The sequence below is a fragment of the Pseudomonas sp. SMN11 genome (assembly GCF_052041945.1).
Classification (GTDB): Bacteria; Pseudomonadota; Gammaproteobacteria; order Pseudomonadales; family Pseudomonadaceae; genus Aquipseudomonas.
Map to the genome: position 1 here is coordinate 37,824 of NZ_JBKGGW010000007.1, position 16,014 is coordinate 53,837.

Annotated in this window: 15 protein-coding genes; 13 read left to right on the forward strand and 2 right to left on the reverse strand. The window is 64.3% G+C overall.

Going from position 1 to position 16,014, the window contains the following annotated elements:
• Positions 1–77 precede the first annotated feature (77 nt).
• The 3 genes from ACLEJU_RS09175 to ACLEJU_RS09185 all read left to right on the forward strand — a co-directional run bounded on the left by ACLEJU_RS09175 (position 78) and on the right by ACLEJU_RS09185 (position 2,543).
• Entirely contained in the window at positions 78–701 is a 624-nt protein-coding gene (locus tag ACLEJU_RS09175) for a glutathione S-transferase (protein ID WP_435423423.1), read from the forward strand.
• A gap of 133 nt (positions 702–834) precedes the next feature.
• The gene (locus ACLEJU_RS09180) at positions 835–1,767 is read left to right on the forward strand and encodes an ABC transporter ATP-binding protein (RefSeq protein ID WP_159409395.1); all 933 of its coding nucleotides are present in this window, start codon (positions 835–837) and stop codon (positions 1,765–1,767) included.
• Positions 1,764–2,543, forward strand: coding sequence for an ABC transporter permease (locus tag ACLEJU_RS09185; protein WP_435423424.1), 780 nt, complete (start codon positions 1,764–1,766; stop codon positions 2,541–2,543). The genes ACLEJU_RS09180 and ACLEJU_RS09185 overlap by 4 nt, the downstream gene beginning before the upstream one ends.
• Here the strand turns inward: ACLEJU_RS09185 and ACLEJU_RS09190 are convergent.
• Complete coding sequence (locus ACLEJU_RS09190; RefSeq protein WP_435423425.1) at positions 2,427–3,053, reverse strand: DUF2062 domain-containing protein; 627 nt, start codon at positions 3,051–3,053, stop codon at positions 2,427–2,429. The genes ACLEJU_RS09185 and ACLEJU_RS09190 overlap by 117 nt on opposite strands.
• 142 nt (positions 3,054–3,195) lie before the next feature.
• Here ACLEJU_RS09190 and ACLEJU_RS09195 point away from each other — a divergent pair, with 142 nt between their 5' ends.
• The 8 genes from ACLEJU_RS09195 to murB all read left to right on the forward strand — a co-directional run bounded on the left by ACLEJU_RS09195 (position 3,196) and on the right by murB (position 10,164).
• Positions 3,196–5,412, forward strand: a complete 2,217-nt coding sequence (locus ACLEJU_RS09195) for a DNA internalization-related competence protein ComEC/Rec2 (RefSeq protein ID WP_435423426.1) — start codon at positions 3,196–3,198, stop codon at positions 5,410–5,412.
• A 214-nt stretch (positions 5,413–5,626) separates the two neighbouring features.
• Positions 5,627–6,262, forward strand: coding sequence for a MotA/TolQ/ExbB proton channel family protein (locus ACLEJU_RS09200; protein ID WP_016391244.1), 636 nt, complete (start codon positions 5,627–5,629; stop codon positions 6,260–6,262).
• Positions 6,259–6,693 carry an ExbD/TolR family protein gene (locus ACLEJU_RS09205; RefSeq protein ID WP_435423427.1) on the forward strand — a complete coding sequence of 145 codons (435 nt, stop codon included), beginning with the start codon at positions 6,259–6,261 and terminating at the stop codon, positions 6,691–6,693. The genes ACLEJU_RS09200 and ACLEJU_RS09205 overlap by 4 nt, the downstream gene beginning before the upstream one ends.
• Positions 6,693–7,694, forward strand: coding sequence for a tetraacyldisaccharide 4'-kinase (lpxK, locus tag ACLEJU_RS09210; protein WP_435423428.1), 1,002 nt, complete (start codon positions 6,693–6,695; stop codon positions 7,692–7,694). Before ACLEJU_RS09205 ends, lpxK begins: the two co-directional genes overlap by 1 nt.
• Before the next feature lie 43 nt (positions 7,695–7,737).
• Positions 7,738–7,923, forward strand: a complete 186-nt coding sequence (locus ACLEJU_RS09215; protein ID WP_003247142.1) for a Trm112 family protein — start codon at positions 7,738–7,740, stop codon at positions 7,921–7,923.
• A complete protein-coding gene (gene kdsB, locus ACLEJU_RS09220) occupies positions 7,920–8,684 on the forward strand; it encodes a 3-deoxy-manno-octulosonate cytidylyltransferase (protein WP_435423429.1) in 765 nt (254 codons plus the stop codon). Before ACLEJU_RS09215 ends, kdsB begins: the two co-directional genes overlap by 4 nt.
• Positions 8,684–9,148, forward strand: coding sequence for a low molecular weight protein-tyrosine-phosphatase (locus tag ACLEJU_RS09225; RefSeq protein WP_435423430.1), 465 nt, complete (start codon positions 8,684–8,686; stop codon positions 9,146–9,148). The genes kdsB and ACLEJU_RS09225 overlap by 1 nt, the downstream gene beginning before the upstream one ends.
• Entirely contained in the window at positions 9,145–10,164 is a 1,020-nt protein-coding gene (gene murB, locus ACLEJU_RS09230) for a UDP-N-acetylmuramate dehydrogenase (protein ID WP_435423431.1), read from the forward strand. Before ACLEJU_RS09225 ends, murB begins: the two co-directional genes overlap by 4 nt.
• Before the next feature lie 125 nt (positions 10,165–10,289).
• On the opposite strand, the gene rne is transcribed toward murB, so the two are convergent.
• Complete coding sequence (rne, locus tag ACLEJU_RS09235) at positions 10,290–13,571, reverse strand: ribonuclease E (protein ID WP_435423432.1); 3,282 nt, start codon at positions 13,569–13,571, stop codon at positions 10,290–10,292.
• An 800-nt stretch (positions 13,572–14,371) separates the two neighbouring features.
• On the opposite strand from rne, the gene rluC reads away from it, so the two are divergent.
• Positions 14,372–15,328, forward strand: coding sequence for a 23S rRNA pseudouridine(955/2504/2580) synthase RluC (gene rluC, locus ACLEJU_RS09240; RefSeq protein ID WP_435423433.1), 957 nt, complete (start codon positions 14,372–14,374; stop codon positions 15,326–15,328).
• Positions 15,318–16,013 (forward strand): HAD family hydrolase, encoded by a 696-nt coding sequence (locus tag ACLEJU_RS09245; protein ID WP_435423434.1) that lies wholly within the window; start codon positions 15,318–15,320, stop codon positions 16,011–16,013. The genes rluC and ACLEJU_RS09245 overlap by 11 nt, the downstream gene beginning before the upstream one ends.
• Position 16,014 lies beyond the last annotated feature (1 nt).

Here is a 16,014-nt window from a genome sequence, read left to right on the forward strand (position 1 = left end):
GGCGGCGGGAGTTTCAGTACAGGCAACGAATGTCTGGAGTAGACTGTCCCACCTCCGCATTCCATAAGGACGTTGCCATGCTGAAGATCTGGGGCCGCAAGAATTCGAGCAATGTACGCAAGGCGCTGTGGATCGCCCACGAATTGGGCCTGGATTTCGAGTCGATTGACGCTGGTGGCGTTTTCGGCGTGGTCAACGAGCCGCATTACCGCGCCCGCAACCCCAACGGCCTGGTGCCGATGCTGGAAGACGGCGACCTGACCCTGTGGGAGTCCAACACAATCGTCCGCTACCTGTGCGCCGAATATGGCGCAGAGCAGGGCTGGTACCAGGAAGACGCCCGTCAGCGCGCCCTGGCCGACAAGTGGATGGACTGGACCACTTCGTCCTTCGCCGGCCCGTTCCGCCCACTGTTCTGGGGCCTGCTGCGCACCCCGGAAGACCAGCGCGATTGGGTGGCAATCAACGCCGCGCACAAACAGTGTGCCGCGTTGCTGGCCATTGCCGACGAAACCTTGGCCAAACAACCATACCTGTCGGGTGACCAGATCGGCATGGGCGACATCCCACTGGGTAGTTTCATCTACGCCTGGTTCGAAATGCCGATCGAGCGTCCAGCCATGCATCACCTGGAGGCTTGGTACGAGCGCCTCAAGGCGCGCCCGGCCTACCAGGCAGCGGTGATGACCGCGCTGACCTGACCTTGCTTCGATAGTCATTATCAATACATGTGACTGTACTTGTGCGGCCTGGCCTTGCACCATGGCCGCACTCACTGCGCCAGTGATCTGCCCTGGCGTGTCCTGCACCTTTTTCTTCGGTAAGTGACCCGCTATGAGTTCCGCCCTGTCCATCCGACAGCTGACCAAGACCTACGGCAACGGCTTCCAGGCCCTCAAGGGCATCGACCTGGACGTTGCCGAAGGCGACTTCTTCGCCTTGCTCGGCCCCAACGGCGCCGGCAAGTCCACCACCATCGGCATCCTCTCGACATTGGTCAACAAGACCAGCGGCACGGTCAACGTGTTCGGCCACGACCTGGATCGCGAGCCTTCGGCGCTCAAGCGTTGCCTGGGCGTGGTGCCGCAGGAATTCAACTTCAACCAGTTCGAGAAGTGTTTCGACATCGTCGTGACCCAGGCGGGCTACTACGGCATTCCGGCCAAAGTGGCCAAGGAACGTGCCGAGCAGTACCTGACCCAGCTGGGCCTGTGGGACAAGCGTGACGTGCCTTCACGTTCGCTGTCCGGCGGCATGAAGCGCCGCTTGATGATCGCCCGCGCGCTGATCCACGAGCCGCGCCTGTTGATCCTCGACGAGCCTACCGCCGGCGTGGACATCGAGCTGCGCCGTTCGATGTGGAGCTTCCTCACCGAGCTCAACCAGAAAGGCATCACCATCATCCTCACCACCCACTACCTGGAAGAGGCCGAGCAGCTGTGCCGCAACATCGGCATCATCGATCACGGCACCATCGTCGAGAACACCAGCATGCGCCAGCTGCTGGGCAAGCTGCACGTCGAGACCTTCGTCCTCGACCTCAAGCAGGACCTGGCCACGGCCCCGGTGTTGCAGGGCTACCCGTGCCGCCTGCTGACGCCGCACACCCTTGAGGTGCAGGTGGAAAAAGACATCGGCATTACTGCGCTGTTCGGCCAGCTGGCGCTGCAGAACATTGAAGTGCAAAGCCTGCGCAACAAGACCAACCGACTCGAGGAGCTGTTCGTGTCCCTGGTGGAAAAAAACCTGTCGAAGGTGGCCGTATGAGTGTGGAACTGCGCACCAACTGGGTCGCCCTGAACACCATCGTCTACCGCGAAGTGCGGCGTTTCCTGCGCATCTGGCCGCAGACCCTGCTACCGCCGGCGATTACCATGGTCCTGTACTTCGTCATCTTCGGTAACCTGATCGGCCGGCAGATCGGCGACATGGGCGGCTTCACCTACATGCAGTACATCGTGCCGGGGCTGATCATGATGTCGGTGATCACCAACTCCTACGGCAACGTGGTGTCGAGCTTCTTCGGCAGCAAGTTTCAGCGCTCGATCGAAGAGCTGATGGTGTCGCCGGTATCGCCGCATACAATTCTGGTTGGCTACGTGCTAGGCGGCGTGCTGCGCGGGTTGGCAGTGGGGGTGATCGTGACCATCCTGTCGATGTTCTTCACCCACTTGCAGGTCCATCACCTGGGCGTGACCGTGATCGTGGTGCTGCTGACCGCGACCATCTTTTCGCTGCTGGGCTTCGTCAACGCGGTGTTTGCGCGCAACTTCGACGATATCTCGATCATTCCGACCTTCGTGCTGACGCCGCTGACCTATCTGGGCGGGGTGTTCTACTCGATCAACCTGCTGCCGCCGTTCTGGCAGACCGTGTCGCTGGCCAACCCTGTGCTGCACATGGTCAACTCGTTCCGCTACGGCATTCTAGGGGTGTCGGATATCAGTATTGGCACGGCGATCACCTTCATGCTGGTGGCTACCGCGGTGCTCTATGTGCTGTGCGTTCGCCTGCTGGTCAGCGGCCGCGGCATGCGTGCCTGACGGCCGTTGCTTGCGCCGGCGCCACTGCCGGCCAATCCACCAGCGCCAGTACAGCAGGGTGGTGAAGTAGGCGACCACGCCGAGCACCACCCCGCACACCACCGAACCCAGCAGAAACGGCTGCCACAGCGTGGCCAGCTGGTCGGTGATCCATTCGAAGGTCAGCTCGTCCGGCAAGCTGCGCGGTGGCACCTGCATGAGCCAGGCGCCGGTCATGTAGGTGACGAAAAATACCGGTGGCATGGTCAGCGGGTTGGTCAGCCAGACCAGGCTGACGGCGATGGGCAGGTTGCCGCGCACCGGGATCGCCAGTGCCGCGGCCAGCAGCATCTGCATGGGAATGGGGATCAACGCGGCGAACAAGCCCACCCCCATGGCCCGGGCCACCGAGTGGCGATTGAGGTGCCAGAGGTTTGGGTCATGCAGCAGCTTGCCGAAAAAGCGTAAGGACTTGTGTTCCCGAATGCTGGTCGGGTCCGGCATGTAGCGTTTGAAAAGTCGGCGCGGCATGTAGGCTCCCGGAGCGTTGATCGGGGCAGTATGCCTCGATTCGAGTTCAGCCTCGTTTAGAGTTTGTGACAATTGTTGAGCAGGCAACTCCGGCTTTTCGTCTATGCCTCAGTAAGCGATTCGGTTACTGGAGCTCTATCTCATGCGCACAGGGATGTTTGCGCTCGCGCTCGGGCTGTTGTGCCTGGGCTTTCTCCCCGCTTTGCCGTCGGTCGGGTGGCTGCTTTTGCTGCTGCTGGGCGGTGGCGTCTGCGCGTGCACCCGGTTGCGGCCGCTGGGCTGTTTTCTGCTGGGGCTGTGCTGGGCCTGCTGGTCGGCCCAGCAGGCGCTGGATGATCGCCTGGCCCCGGGCCTGGATGGCCGCACTTTATGGTTGGAGGGGCGGGTGGTCGGGTTGCCGACCCGAACCGCGCAGGGCGTGCGCTTCGAGCTGGTGCAGCCGCATTCGCGCCGCGCCGAGTTGCCCCGGCGCCTGCAGCTGAGCTGGTTCGATGGCCCGGTCATGCATGCGGGCGAGCATTGGCGCATGGCGGTCACCTTGCAACGCCCGGCCGGGTTGCTAAACCCCCATGGCCCGGATCGCGAGGCGCAGCTGCTGGCCCGACGCATCGGTGCCACTGGCACGGTAAAGGCGGGCCAGCTGATGCATGCGATGGCCCCGGGGTGGCGGGATGCGCTGCGCGAGCGCCTGCTCAAGGTCGATGCACAGGGGCAGGAAGCGGCATTGGTGGCGTTGGTGCTCGGTGACGGGGCGGGCCTGGCCCGCGAGCAGTGGCAGACATTGCAGGCAACCGGCACGGTGCACCTGCTGGTGATTTCCGGGCAGCACATCGGTCTGCTCGCGGGCTTGCTGTATGCCCTGGTCGCGGGGCTGGCGCGTTGGGGGCTCTGGCCGCGGGGTTGGCCGTGGTTGCCGTGGGCCTGCGGCCTGGCGCTGGCGGGGGCACTGGGCTACGGCTGGTTGGCCGGTGCGGGGGTACCGGTGCAGCGCGCCTGCCTGATGCTGGCGGTGGTGCTGCTGTGGCGCCTGCGTTTTCGCCAGCTGGGGGCGGTGTTGCCGCTGTTGCTGGCATTGAACCTGGTGTTGCTGGCCGAACCCTTGGCGGCGTTGCTCCCCGGTTTCTGGCTATCGTTCGCGGCGGTGGCGATCCTCATCTACAGCTTTGCGGCACGGCTTGGCGGCTGGCGACCCTGGCAGGCGTGGACGCGGGCCCAGTGGGTGATCGCCATCGGTCTGTTGCCGGTGCTATTGGCTACGGGGTTGCCGGTCAGCCTGAGTGCGCCTGCAGCGAACTTGTTGGCGGTGCCCTGGATCAGCCTGGCCGTGTTGCCACTGGCATTGCTCGGTACGCTGTTGCTGCCGTTGGCGGGTATAGGCGAGGGCCTGCTGTGGGTCGCGGGTGGCCTGCTGGATATCCTGTTCCGCCTACTTGGCTTGCTGGCGGACCGGCGGCCGGTATGGACACCGCCGGCACTTCCGGTGTTGGCCTGGTTGCTGGTGTGCTGCGGAGCGCTGCTGTTGCTGTTGCCGCGCGGTGTACCGCTGCGTGGGCTGGGCGGGGTCATGCTGTTGGCATTGTGGGTGCCGAGGGAGCCTGTGCCCCATGGGCAGGTCGAGATCTGGCAACTGGACGTCGGCCAAGGCTTGGCGATGCTGTTACGCACGCAGCATCACACCCTGCTGTACGACGCCGGGCCGGCCAAGGGCGAAACCGATCTGGGCGAGCGGGTGGTACTGCCAACCTTGCGCAAGCTGGGGGTGGATCGCCTGGACCTGATGCTGATCAGCCACGCCCATGCCGACCATGCGGGCGGTGCTGCGGCGATCCAGCGAGGCTTGCCGATCGGTCGGATAGTTGGCGGTGAAGCACTGGGTGACGTTCAGTTGCGACCTTGTAGCAGTGACGAGCAATGGACATGGGATGGCGTGCACTTTTCGCTATGGCACTGGGTGGATGGGCAACATAGCAACGACCGCTCCTGTGTGCTGATGGTCGAGGCGCAGGGCGAGCGGATGTTGCTGGCGGGGGATATGGAGGCTGGCGCCGAGCAGGCTTGGCTGGCGGACACCGATGCACCTCGTATCGACTGGCTGCAAGCGCCTCACCATGGTAGCCGTACATCTTCCACCGAGGCCTTCATCCGCGCCACGGCAGCGCGTGGCGTGCTGATCTCGCGAGGGCGCAACAATAGCTTCGGGCATCCGCATGCTCAGGTGGTAGAGCGTTATCGGCGGCATGGGCTGGCCATTCACGACACGGCGGTGGAGGGGGGCTTGCGCGTGGTGTTGGGTGGGCAGGGTAAAGTCCAAGGTATGCGCCAGCAGCGGCGTTTCTGGCGTGATATAGGCGGTGGCTGATCTGGCCCTTTCGCGGGTAAACCCGCTCCCACAGGTGCGGCGCAGAGCTTGAGAACAGCGCAAGACCTGTGCGGGTTTACCCGCGAAAGGGGCAGGTCAGACGCTATCGAGTTAAAGCTGCAAACCAGGTCCTGCCATTTCCCTGACCTTCGGCAGATGAGCCCCCGGCGCGCCTATGGTAGAGTGGCGGCCTTTTTCCAGAGGGGCGTTTACTGTGTGGGAATTGGTCAAGTCCGGTGGTTGGATGATGCTGCCGATCATTCTGAGTTCCATCGCCGCCATGGCTATCGTCGTCGAGCGCCTGTGGACCCTGCGCGCCAGCCGCGTTACCCCACCGCACCTGCTGGGCCAGGTGTGGATGTGGATCAAGGACAAGCAACTCACCAGTGACAAGCTCAAGGCCCTGCGCGCCGACTCGCCGCTGGGCGAAATCCTCGCTGCGGGCCTGGCCAACTCGCGCCATGGCCGCGAGATCATGAAGGAGTGCATCGAGGAAGCCGCATCGCGCGTCATCCACGAACTCGAACGCTACATCAGCACCCTCGGCACCATCGCCGCCATGGCACCGTTGCTCGGCCTGCTGGGCACCGTGCTGGGCATGATCGACATCTTCAGCGCCTTCATGGGCTCGCAGATGACCGCCAACGCCGCCGTGCTGGCTGGTGGTATCTCCAAGGCCCTGGTTACCACCGCAGCCGGCCTGATGGTGGGTATCCCGGCGGTGTTCTTCCACCGCTTCCTGCTGCGCCGCATCGACGAGCTGGTGGTTGGCATGGAGCAGGAGGCGATCAAGCTGGTGGAAGTGATCCAGGGTGACCGCGAAGTGGAAGTGGCCGGAGGCAAGGCGTGAAGTTCCGGCGCAATCGCCAGCGGGAGAACGTCGACATCAACCTCGCATCGCTGATCGATGTGGTGTTCGTCCTGCTGCTGTTCTTCGTGGTAACCACCACCTTCACCCGCGAGACGCAGTTGCGCGTCGAGTTGCCCGAAGCGGCTAGCGCCGAGCAGGCTCCGGCCAATCAGGACAAACTGGTGGAAGTGACCATCAGCGCCGATGGCGTCTATTCGGTGAATAACCACCTGCTGCCCAAGAGCGACCTGGCTACCCTGACCGAGGCCATCGAGCGCGAGTCAGGTGGTGACAACAAGCTGCCATTGGCCATCAGCGCCGACGGCAAGACCCCGCACCAGGCCGTGATCACCGCAATGGATGCCGCCGGCAAGCTCGGTTTCAGCCACCTGCGCATGACCACCGTCGAGGCCGCCCAGGGGACACCTTGATGGCACTCGCCGACCGCTTGCTCGCCGCCTGGTACGCCGGGCATCCGGCCCTGGCGCTGCTGCGCCCGCTCGAAGCGTTGTACCGGCGCGTGGTGACGCGCAAGCGCGCGCGTTTTCTCAGGGGTGAAAGTGCCAGCTACCGGGCGCCGGTACCGGTGATCGTGGTGGGTAACATCACCGTGGGCGGCACCGGCAAGACCCCGATGATTCTCTGGCTGATCGAGCATTGCCGTCGCCAGGGCCTCAAGGTCGGTGTGGTCAGCCGTGGCTATGGCGCCAAGCCGCCGCACTTCCCCTGGAGGGTAGCCGCGAGCCAGACAGCCGAACAGGCCGGTGACGAACCCTTGCTGATCGTCCAGCGCACCGGCGTGCCGCTGATGATCGACCCTGACCGATCCGCCGCGGTGCAGGCGCTGCTGGCCAGCGAGCCGCTCGACCTGATCCTGAGTGACGACGGCATGCAGCACTACCGCCTGGCCCGTGATCTTGAACTGGTGCTGATCGATGCCGCCCGAGGGCTGGGCAATGGTCGTTGCCTGCCGGCCGGGCCGCTGCGCGAGCCCCGCGAGCGACTGCAAGAGGCGGATGCCGTGCTGTACAACGGTGCCGATGGCGACCGCGCAGAGGGGTTTGGCTTCCACCTGCAGCCGTCTGCCCTGGTCAACCTGCGCAGCGGCGAACGCCGCGAACTCGATCATTTCCCTGCCGGCCAGCGCGTGCACGCGGTGGCCGGTATCGGTAACCCGCAACGTTTCTTCAACACCCTGCTGGGGCTAAACTGGCAGCCGGTGCCGCATCCCTTTGCCGACCATGCGCAGTTCAGCGCCGAAAGCCTGGCATTCAGCCCGGCGCTGCCGCTGGTCATGACCGAGAAGGATGCGGTGAAATGCCGGGCCTTCGCTGCCGACGACTGGTGGTACCTGGCTGTCGAGGCACAGCCCACGCCAGCCTTCGGCGCCTGGTTCGACAGCCAGCTGCAGCGCTTGCTGCGCAAGCCCTGAGCCCTTCTTCAACTTCCGGCCATCCGGCCTCAAGGACGCTTCCATGGACACCAAACTGCTCGATATCCTGGCCTGCCCGATCACCAAGGGCCCGCTCAAGCTCAGTGCCGACAAGACCGAGCTGATCAGCAAGGGTGCTGGCCTGGCGTACCCGATCCGCGACGGCATCCCGGTGATGCTGGAAAGCGAGGCGCGTACCCTGACCGACGATGAGCGCCTCGACAAATGAGCGTGAATTTCACCGTGGTCATTCCTGCCCGGCTGCGCTCCACGCGCCTGCCGGGCAAGCCATTGCTGGCGATCGCCGGCAAGCCGATGGTCCAGCATGTCTGGGAGCAGGCGCGCAGGAGCGGTGCAAGCCGCGTGGTCATCGCCACCGATGACGCCAGCATTCTCCAAGCCTGCCAGGCCTTTGGCGCCGAAGTGCTGATGACCCGCGCCGACCATGAATCGGGCACCGACCGCCTGGCCGAAGTGGCCGCGCACCTCGGCCTGCCGGCCGACGCCATCGTGGTCAACGTGCAGGGTGACGAGCCGCTGATCCCGCCGGTGATCATCGATCAGGTGGCCGCCAACCTGGCGGCCCACCCGGAAGCCGGCATCGCCACCCTGGCCGAGCCGATCCATGAGCCGGAAACCGTGTTCAATCCCAATGCCGTCAAGGTGGTCAGCGACAAGAACGGCCTGGCCCTGACCTTCAGCCGCGCGCCGCTGCCATGGGCCCGCGATGCCTTTGCCAAGGGCCGCAACGCGCTGCCGGAAGGCGTGCCGTATCGCCGCCATATCGGCATGTACGCCTACCGCGTCGGCTTCCTGCAGGACTTCGTCAGCTGGGGCCCGTGCTGGCTTGAGCAGACCGAGGCCCTGGAGCAGTTGCGTGCGCTGTGGCATGGCGTGCGTATCCACGTCGAAGACGCCATCGAGGCGCCAGCCGTGGGTGTCGATACCCCTGAAGACCTGGAGCGCGTACGGCGCTTGCTGGAGGCCTGATGCGCGTCCTGTTCGTCTGCCTCGGCAATATCTGCCGCTCGCCCACCGCCGAAGGCGTGCTGCGCCATCAGCTGCAGGTGGCCGGGCTGGCTGAGCAGGTGCATGTGGCATCTGCCGGCACCGGCGACTGGCATGTCGGCAAGGCCCCTGACAGCCGCACCTGCAAGGCCGCGCTGGCGCGTGGGTATGACTTGTCGCAGCAACGTGCCCAACAGGTCAAACCGGCGCATTTCGCCGAGTACGACCTGATCCTCGCCATGGATGAGAGCAACCTCGGGCATCTGCGTGCCATGCGCCCGCACCACGCCGCTGGCGAGCTCGACCTGTTCCTGCGCCGTTACGGCGCGGCCCTGGACGAAGTGCCGGATCCTTACTATGGGGGCTCGGCGGGCTTCGAGCAGGTGCTCGACCTGATCGAGGCTGCGTGCCGCGAGCTGGTCGTGGAAATCAAGGGGCGGCTATGACGGTGGTTTGGCAGGAACAGGTTTCGCTCAAACCCTACAACACCTTCGGCATCGATGTGAAAGCCCGCTATTTCACCCAGGCGCACGGCGATGACGACGTGCGCGAGACCTTGGCCCAGGCGCGCCAGCGTGGGTTGGTGGTGCAGGTGATCGGTGGTGGCAGCAACCTGCTGCTGACCCGCGATATCGATGCTGTGGTGTTGCACATGGCCAGCCGTGGTCGACGCGTGCTGAGTGATGACGGCGAGCGGGTGGTGGTCGAGGCAGAAGCCGGCGAGCCCTGGCACCCTTTCGTGCAATGGTCGTTGGCGCAAGGCTATTGTGGCCTGGAGAACCTCAGTCTGATCCCGGGCACTGTGGGTGCTGCACCGATGCAGAACGTTGGCGCCTACGGTGTCGAGATCAAGGATGTGTTCGCCGGGCTGACTGCGCTGGACCGGGATACCGGCGAGCTGCGTGATTTTGACCTGGAGGCGTGTGCCTTCGGTTACCGTGACAGCGTCTTCAAGCGCAACCCCGGGCGCTGGTTGATCCTGCGTGTGCGTTTTGCCTTGAGCCATACGTTACGTGCCCACCTGGATTACGGGCCAGTGCGTCAGCGCCTGCTGGAGCAGGGTGTCGAGCAACCGACCGCACAGGCGATCAGTGACGCCATTTGCAGCATTCGTCGCGAGAAATTGCCGGACCCGGCCGAGCTGGGCAATGCCGGGAGCTTCTTCAAGAACCCCGTGGTGTCGGCTGAGCAGGTGGAACGCATCCGTGCCCAGTATCCGGGAGTGGTCGCTTATCCCCAGGCTGACGGCCAGGTGAAGCTGGCTGCGGGCTGGTTGATCGAGCAGGCGGGCTGGAAAGGCTACCGTGAAGGCGATGCCGGTGTGCATCGGCTGCAGTCGCTGGTACTGGTCAATTATGGCCGGGCGAGCGGGGCGCAGGTGCATGCGCTGGCACAGCGAATCCAGTCGGATATCCTGGAGCGGTTCGGGGTGGAGCTGGAAATGGAGCCCAACCTCTACTGATTGCAAGGGCAGCGCGGCTCCCACAAGTGCTGTGCACGCCTGAAGGCCGTTGCTGACAATTCAGATAGCCAAGAAAAAGCCCCGCCAGTTCGCACTGGCGGGGCTTTTTCATTCAGCGTCGGCTATCAATGAGGCTTGTGCTCATCGGCGGCTTCCAGCGCTGGCTCGGCGGCTTCCTGCGCAGCCTTGGCAGCGGCCTCAGCCTCACGCTTGCGGCGACGCACTTCGCGTGGGTCGTTAGGCGCGCGGCCGTTTGGCAGCATCACGGTGGCGGCTTCGGCGACGGCCGGTACTTCTTCGACCGGGGCCGGCTCGACGGCTACCGGTGCGGCTTCAATGACGGCAGGCGCGGGCTCTGCAACCACTTCCGGCTGGGCTTCGACGACAGCAACGGATTGCTCGGCAACCGGTGCTTCTTCAGCCACAACCTGAGCCTTCTCGGCCTCACCGCCTTCGACCACTGGCGCTTCGATCACCTTGGCTTCGACAACAGGGGCCTCGACCGGTGCTTCGGCAATCACTTCGGGCTCGGCGGCAGGGGCTTGTTCAACCACTGGCTGCGGTGCGACTTCGACCACTGGCTCGGCGCTGGCTTCGACCACGGCGACCGGCTCGCTGACGGGCTGTTCGACCACTGGAGCGATGACAGCTTCCTCGGCTTGAGCGACCACTTCAACCTGCTCGGTCGGCTGGGCGACTTCGCTGTTTTCGGTGGCTACGGCTTCGGTGCTGGCGCGTTCTGCCTGCTGGTTGGCTTCAGCCTCGGCACCGGCGCTGATGTGGCTGCTGGCGACAGCGGCGGTGACGGCCAGGCCGGCAGCCAGTTCGGCGCCAAGCTCGGTGGCCTGGTGCTGTTGCGGCTGCTCTTCGCTGCCTTCTTCGTCGCTGCCTTCGATCAGTTCGCCATTGGCATTGCGCTGGCGCTCACGACGGTTGCTGCGGCGACGCTGGCCACGGGAGCGACGACGCGGACGCTCGTCATCGGTGCCTTCCTGCTCGTCCTGCAGCAGCTCTTCGTTTGGCAGTTGCTCCTCGGCGAGCTCGGCGGCCTGCTCGGCGGCTTGTTCGGCCGGGCGTGGCTGGCGCTCTTCGCGTGGTGGGCGAGGCTGGCGTTCTTCGCGAGGCGCACGTTCTTCACGTGGAGCACGCTCTTCGCGAGGTGCGCGCTCTTCACGTGGAGCACGTTCTTCGCGGGGTGCACGCTCTTCACGTGGAGCACGTTCTTCGCGGGGTGCACGCTCTTCACGTGGGGCGCGTTCTTCACGTGGAGCACGCTCTTCACGTGGAGCACGCTCTTCACGCGGCTGACGCTCTTCGCGTTCTGCCGGTGTGGCGTCCAGCGGCTCACGCAGCTCACGTACGCGTTCTTCACCGCGGTTGCCGCGGCGGTCTTCGCGTGGCTGGCGGGGTGCACGCTCTTCACGTGGAGCGCGCTCTTCGCGAGGTGCGCGTTCTTCACGTGGAGCGCGTTCCTCGCGAGGTGCGCGTTCTTCACGCGGTTGACGCTCTTCACGCGGCGCGCGCTCGGCACGCTCTTCGCGCGGCTTGCGCTCTTCATCGCGACGGCCGTTGCGGTTGCGGCTCTGCTGGCGGCCGTTGCGGCGCTCTTCGTTGCGCTGGCTGCGCTCGGCAGCTGGCTTCTCGGCGGCAGCAACGACCGGCGCGGCGGCAGGTTCTTCCTTGCCGGCGAACAGGCTGACCAGCGACTTCACCAAGCCTTTGAACAGGCTTGGCTCAGGTGCGCTCGGCGCAGGGGCTACCGGGGCGGCCGGCTGCGGCTGCTCTTCGGCGGCACTCGGTACCGGGGCGTTGGCGCGGGTCGGGGCAGTCTTTACCGCAGCTTCCTGGCGAACCAGGGTGCGGGTGGCGGTCGGCTGCGGCGCTTCTTCGGCTTCGGAGGCGGCGATTTCGTAGCTGGACTGGTTGTTCAGCACTTCCGGGTTGTCGTCGCGCAGGCGCTGGACTTCGAAGTGCGGGGTTTCCAGGTGGTCGTTCGGCAGGATGATGATACGTGCGCGAGTACGCAGTTCGATCTTGGTGATCGAGTTGCGCTTCTCGTTGAGCAGGAATGCGGCGACCGGGATCGGCACCTGGGCGCGGACTTCGGCAGTACGGTCTTTCAGGGCTTCTTCTTCGATCAGGCGCAGGATGGCCAGCGACAGCGATTCGACGTCACGGATGATGCCGGTGCCGGAGCAGCGTGGGCAGACGATGCCGCTGCTTTCGCCAAGCGATGGGCGCAGGCGCTGACGGGACATTTCCAGCAAGCCGAAGCGCGAGATGCGGCCGACCTGGACGCGGGCACGGTCGGCTTCCAGGCATTCACGCACGCGCTCTTCTACAGCGCGCTGGTTTTTTGCCGGGGTCATGTCGATGAAGTCAATGACGATCAGGCCGCCGATGTCACGCAGGCGCAGCTGGCGGGCGATTTCCTCAGCCGCTTCCAGGTTGGTCTGCAGGGCGGTTTCCTCGATGTCGCTGCCCTTGGTGGCGCGCGCCGAGTTGATGTCGATGGACACCAGGGCTTCGGTCGGGTCGATCACGATCGAACCACCGGACGGCAGGTCGACGACGCGCTGGAAGGCGGTCTCGATCTGGCTTTCGATCTGGAAGCGGTTGAACAGCGGGACGCTGTCTTCGTACAGCTTGACCTTGCTGGCGTACTGCGGCATCACCTGGCGGATGAAGGTCAGGGCTTCTTCCTGGGCGTCGATGCTGTCGATCAGCACTTCGCCGATATCCTGGCGTAGGTAGTCGCGGATGGCGCGGATGATGACGTTGCTTTCCTGGTAGATCAGGAATGGCGCAGCGCGGTCCTGGGACGCTTCCTTGATGGCGGTCCACAGCTGCAGCAGGTAGTCGAGGTCCCACTGCATTTCTTCGCTGCTGCGGCCAAGGCCGGCAGTGCGCACGATCAGGCCCATGTCGCCCGGCACGGTCAGGCCGTTCAGGGCTTCACGCAGTTCGTTGCGCTCTTCGCCTTCGATGCGGCGGGAAATGCCACCGGCACGCGGGTTGTTGGGCATCAGCACCAGGTAGCGGCCAGCGAGGCTGATGAAGGTGGTCAGGGCGGCGCCTTTGTTGCCGCGCTCTTCCTTCTCGACCTGGACGATGACTTCCTGGCCTTCGCTCAGGACTTCCTTGATGTTGACCCGGCCTTCAGGGGACTTCTTGAAGTATTCGCGGGAGATTTCCTTCAGCGGCAGGAAGCCGTGACGTTCGGAGCCGAAGTCGACGAAGGCGGCTTCGAGGCTGGGCTCGATCCGGGTGATCTTGCCTTTGTAGATGTTGGCCTTTTTCTGCTCGCGCGCCCCGGACTCGATGTCCAGGTCGTAGAGACGTTGGCCGTCCACCAGGGCTACACGCAACTCTTCGGGTTGAGTTGCGTTAATCAGCATTCTTTTCATGTTGTACCGTCGGTTTCCGGGCTGCCGGAAACGGCGTTCGGCACACACGACTTCTCATGGTCGGTGCCAAGGTGCGCAAAGGGTGGCCGGGCCACCCCCGTGTCGAGCAACGTTCGGCACCAGCCGGTTGCCCAGCCTGCCGTTGTCGCGACGACGCGTCCTGTTTGCTGCGGTGCCTACCAGGCCCCGGTGGCTTCGAATGGGTATCCGAATCAACCAAGCGGGCCTCGTGCACTCAGTCAGGAGGAGGAATCAACCGTCAGCCGTGGACGCCCGAGGGCATCTGTTCAGGACCTTATCCGCTCGCCGGCCATTCAGTGGGCCGGTGGCCGGACGCGGTGCTACACGGTCCGAGGGCTGTGCATCTCCACCCTGCACGTATCCCTGATAATTCGGGTGCTGCCGCGCGCTGAATCCGCAACGGGTTGCATTTTTCGCCAGCTTCGAACGGGAAGCTGACGCCATTACATATCCAAGGCAGGTATTTCCGAAGCGTTCGCCTGGCGTTGCGTGGAAGCGACGGGGCGGGCAGAGGTGCAGCGAAAAGAATCGGGAAGCAGGTGAAAAACCACACTTGTCGTTTTTTTTCGGTCTTCTCTACACAGCGCTGGTGGCGATTCCAGGCAATTCGGTAAACTGGCGAAAACCCCGTAGGACGGCCTCGCGTCCTGGAGAACTGCGTAGGTCAGGAACCGGCCCAGGGCCTGGTTTCACTGGCCTGCCGCTTTTGGCGGCGTTCGCGACTATAGCATTGATGATTAAGTGCTTCAATTCCATAAATAATTGTTATGATTCCCGCCATGACGACCAATACCCCTCCGACTTCCGGCGTTCAGCTGATCGAAGTCGCGCCGGAACTTGCCGGCCAACGAATCGACAATTTCCTCATCACGGCGCTCAAGGGCGTGCCCAGGACCCTGGTCTACCGCATCCTGCGCAAGGGTGAGGTGCGGGTCAACAAGGGTCGGGTCAAGCCCGAGTACAAGATCCAGGCCGGCGACATCGTGCGCGTGCCGCCTGTCCGGTTGCCTGAGCGTGACGAACCGGCGCCGGTGGCCCAGGGGCTGCTGCAGCGCCTGGAGGCTGCCATCGTCTACGAAGACAAAGCGCTGATCGTGATGAACAAGCCGGCCGGCATCGCCGTGCACGGCGGCAGCGGCCTGAGCTTTGGTGTGATCGAAGCGCTGCGTCAGCTGCGCCCGGACGCCAAGGAGCTGGAGCTGGTGCACCGCCTGGACCGCGACACCTCGGGCCTGCTGATGATTGCCAAGAAGCGCAGCATGCTGCGCCACCTGCATGCTGCCTTGCGTGGTGATGGCGTGGACAAACGCTACATGGCGCTGGTGCGCGGCCACTGGCCAACCTCGAAGAAGCAGGTCAACGCGCCGCTGCTCAAGAGCAACCTGCGCTCCGGCGAGCGCATGGTCGAAGTCAACGATGAGGGCAAGGAGGCGCTGACCTTGTTCCGCGTGCTGCGCCGGTTCGGAGAGTTCGCCACCATCGTCGAGGCGCGCCCGATCACCGGTCGTACCCACCAGATTCGCGTGCATACCCTGCATGCCGGGCACATGATCGCCGGTGACAGCAAGTACGGTGACGAAGACTTCAGTCGCGAGATTCGCGAGCTGGGCGGCAAGCGCCTGTTCCTGCATGCCTACGCGTTGACCGTGCCGCTGCCGGATGGTGGTGAGCTGAAACTCGAAGCGCCCGTGGACGAAGTCTGGGCGAAGACCGTGGAGCGTTTGAGTGCGTCGTGATCTGTCGAGCAAACCTTATGAGCTGCTGATCTTCGACTGGGACGGCACCCTGGCCGATTCCATCGGTCGTATCGTCGAGGCGATGAATGCTGCTGCCGAGCGTGCCGGCGAGGCGCCAAGCGCTGAAGATGCCGTCAAGGGCATCATTGGCCTGGCGCTGGGGGAGGCAATCTCGACGCTGTATCCGCACCTTGATCCGCTGCAGGTCGAAACATTCCGTCAGCATTACGCTGACATCTATATGGCTCTGGATCAGCAGCCTTCGCCGCTGTTCGAGGGTGTGGTCGAATCGCTGGACGCATTCCGTGCTGAGGGATATCGCCTGGCGGTAGCGACCGGCAAGGCGCGCCGCGGGCTGGATCGCGTGCTCAAGGCCAATGGCTGGGAGCAGTTCTTCGACATTACCCGTGCCGCCGACGAAACCCGTGGCAAGCCCCACCCGCTGATGCTCGAGGAAATCCTTGGGCATTGCGGTGTCGAGCCTGGGCGGGCGCTGATGGTCGGCGATTCGGCATTCGACCTGCAAATGGCCAGCAACGCCGGTATGCATTCGGTGGCGGTCGGCTATGGTGCCATGTCGCTGCAGGCGCTGGCCGAGTTTGGTCCGCAGGTGTGCATCGATCATTTTTCCCAGCTGCGCGAGTGGCTGGCAGGTTCCAGGCAAATTCAATTCCAAGGTAGGTGAG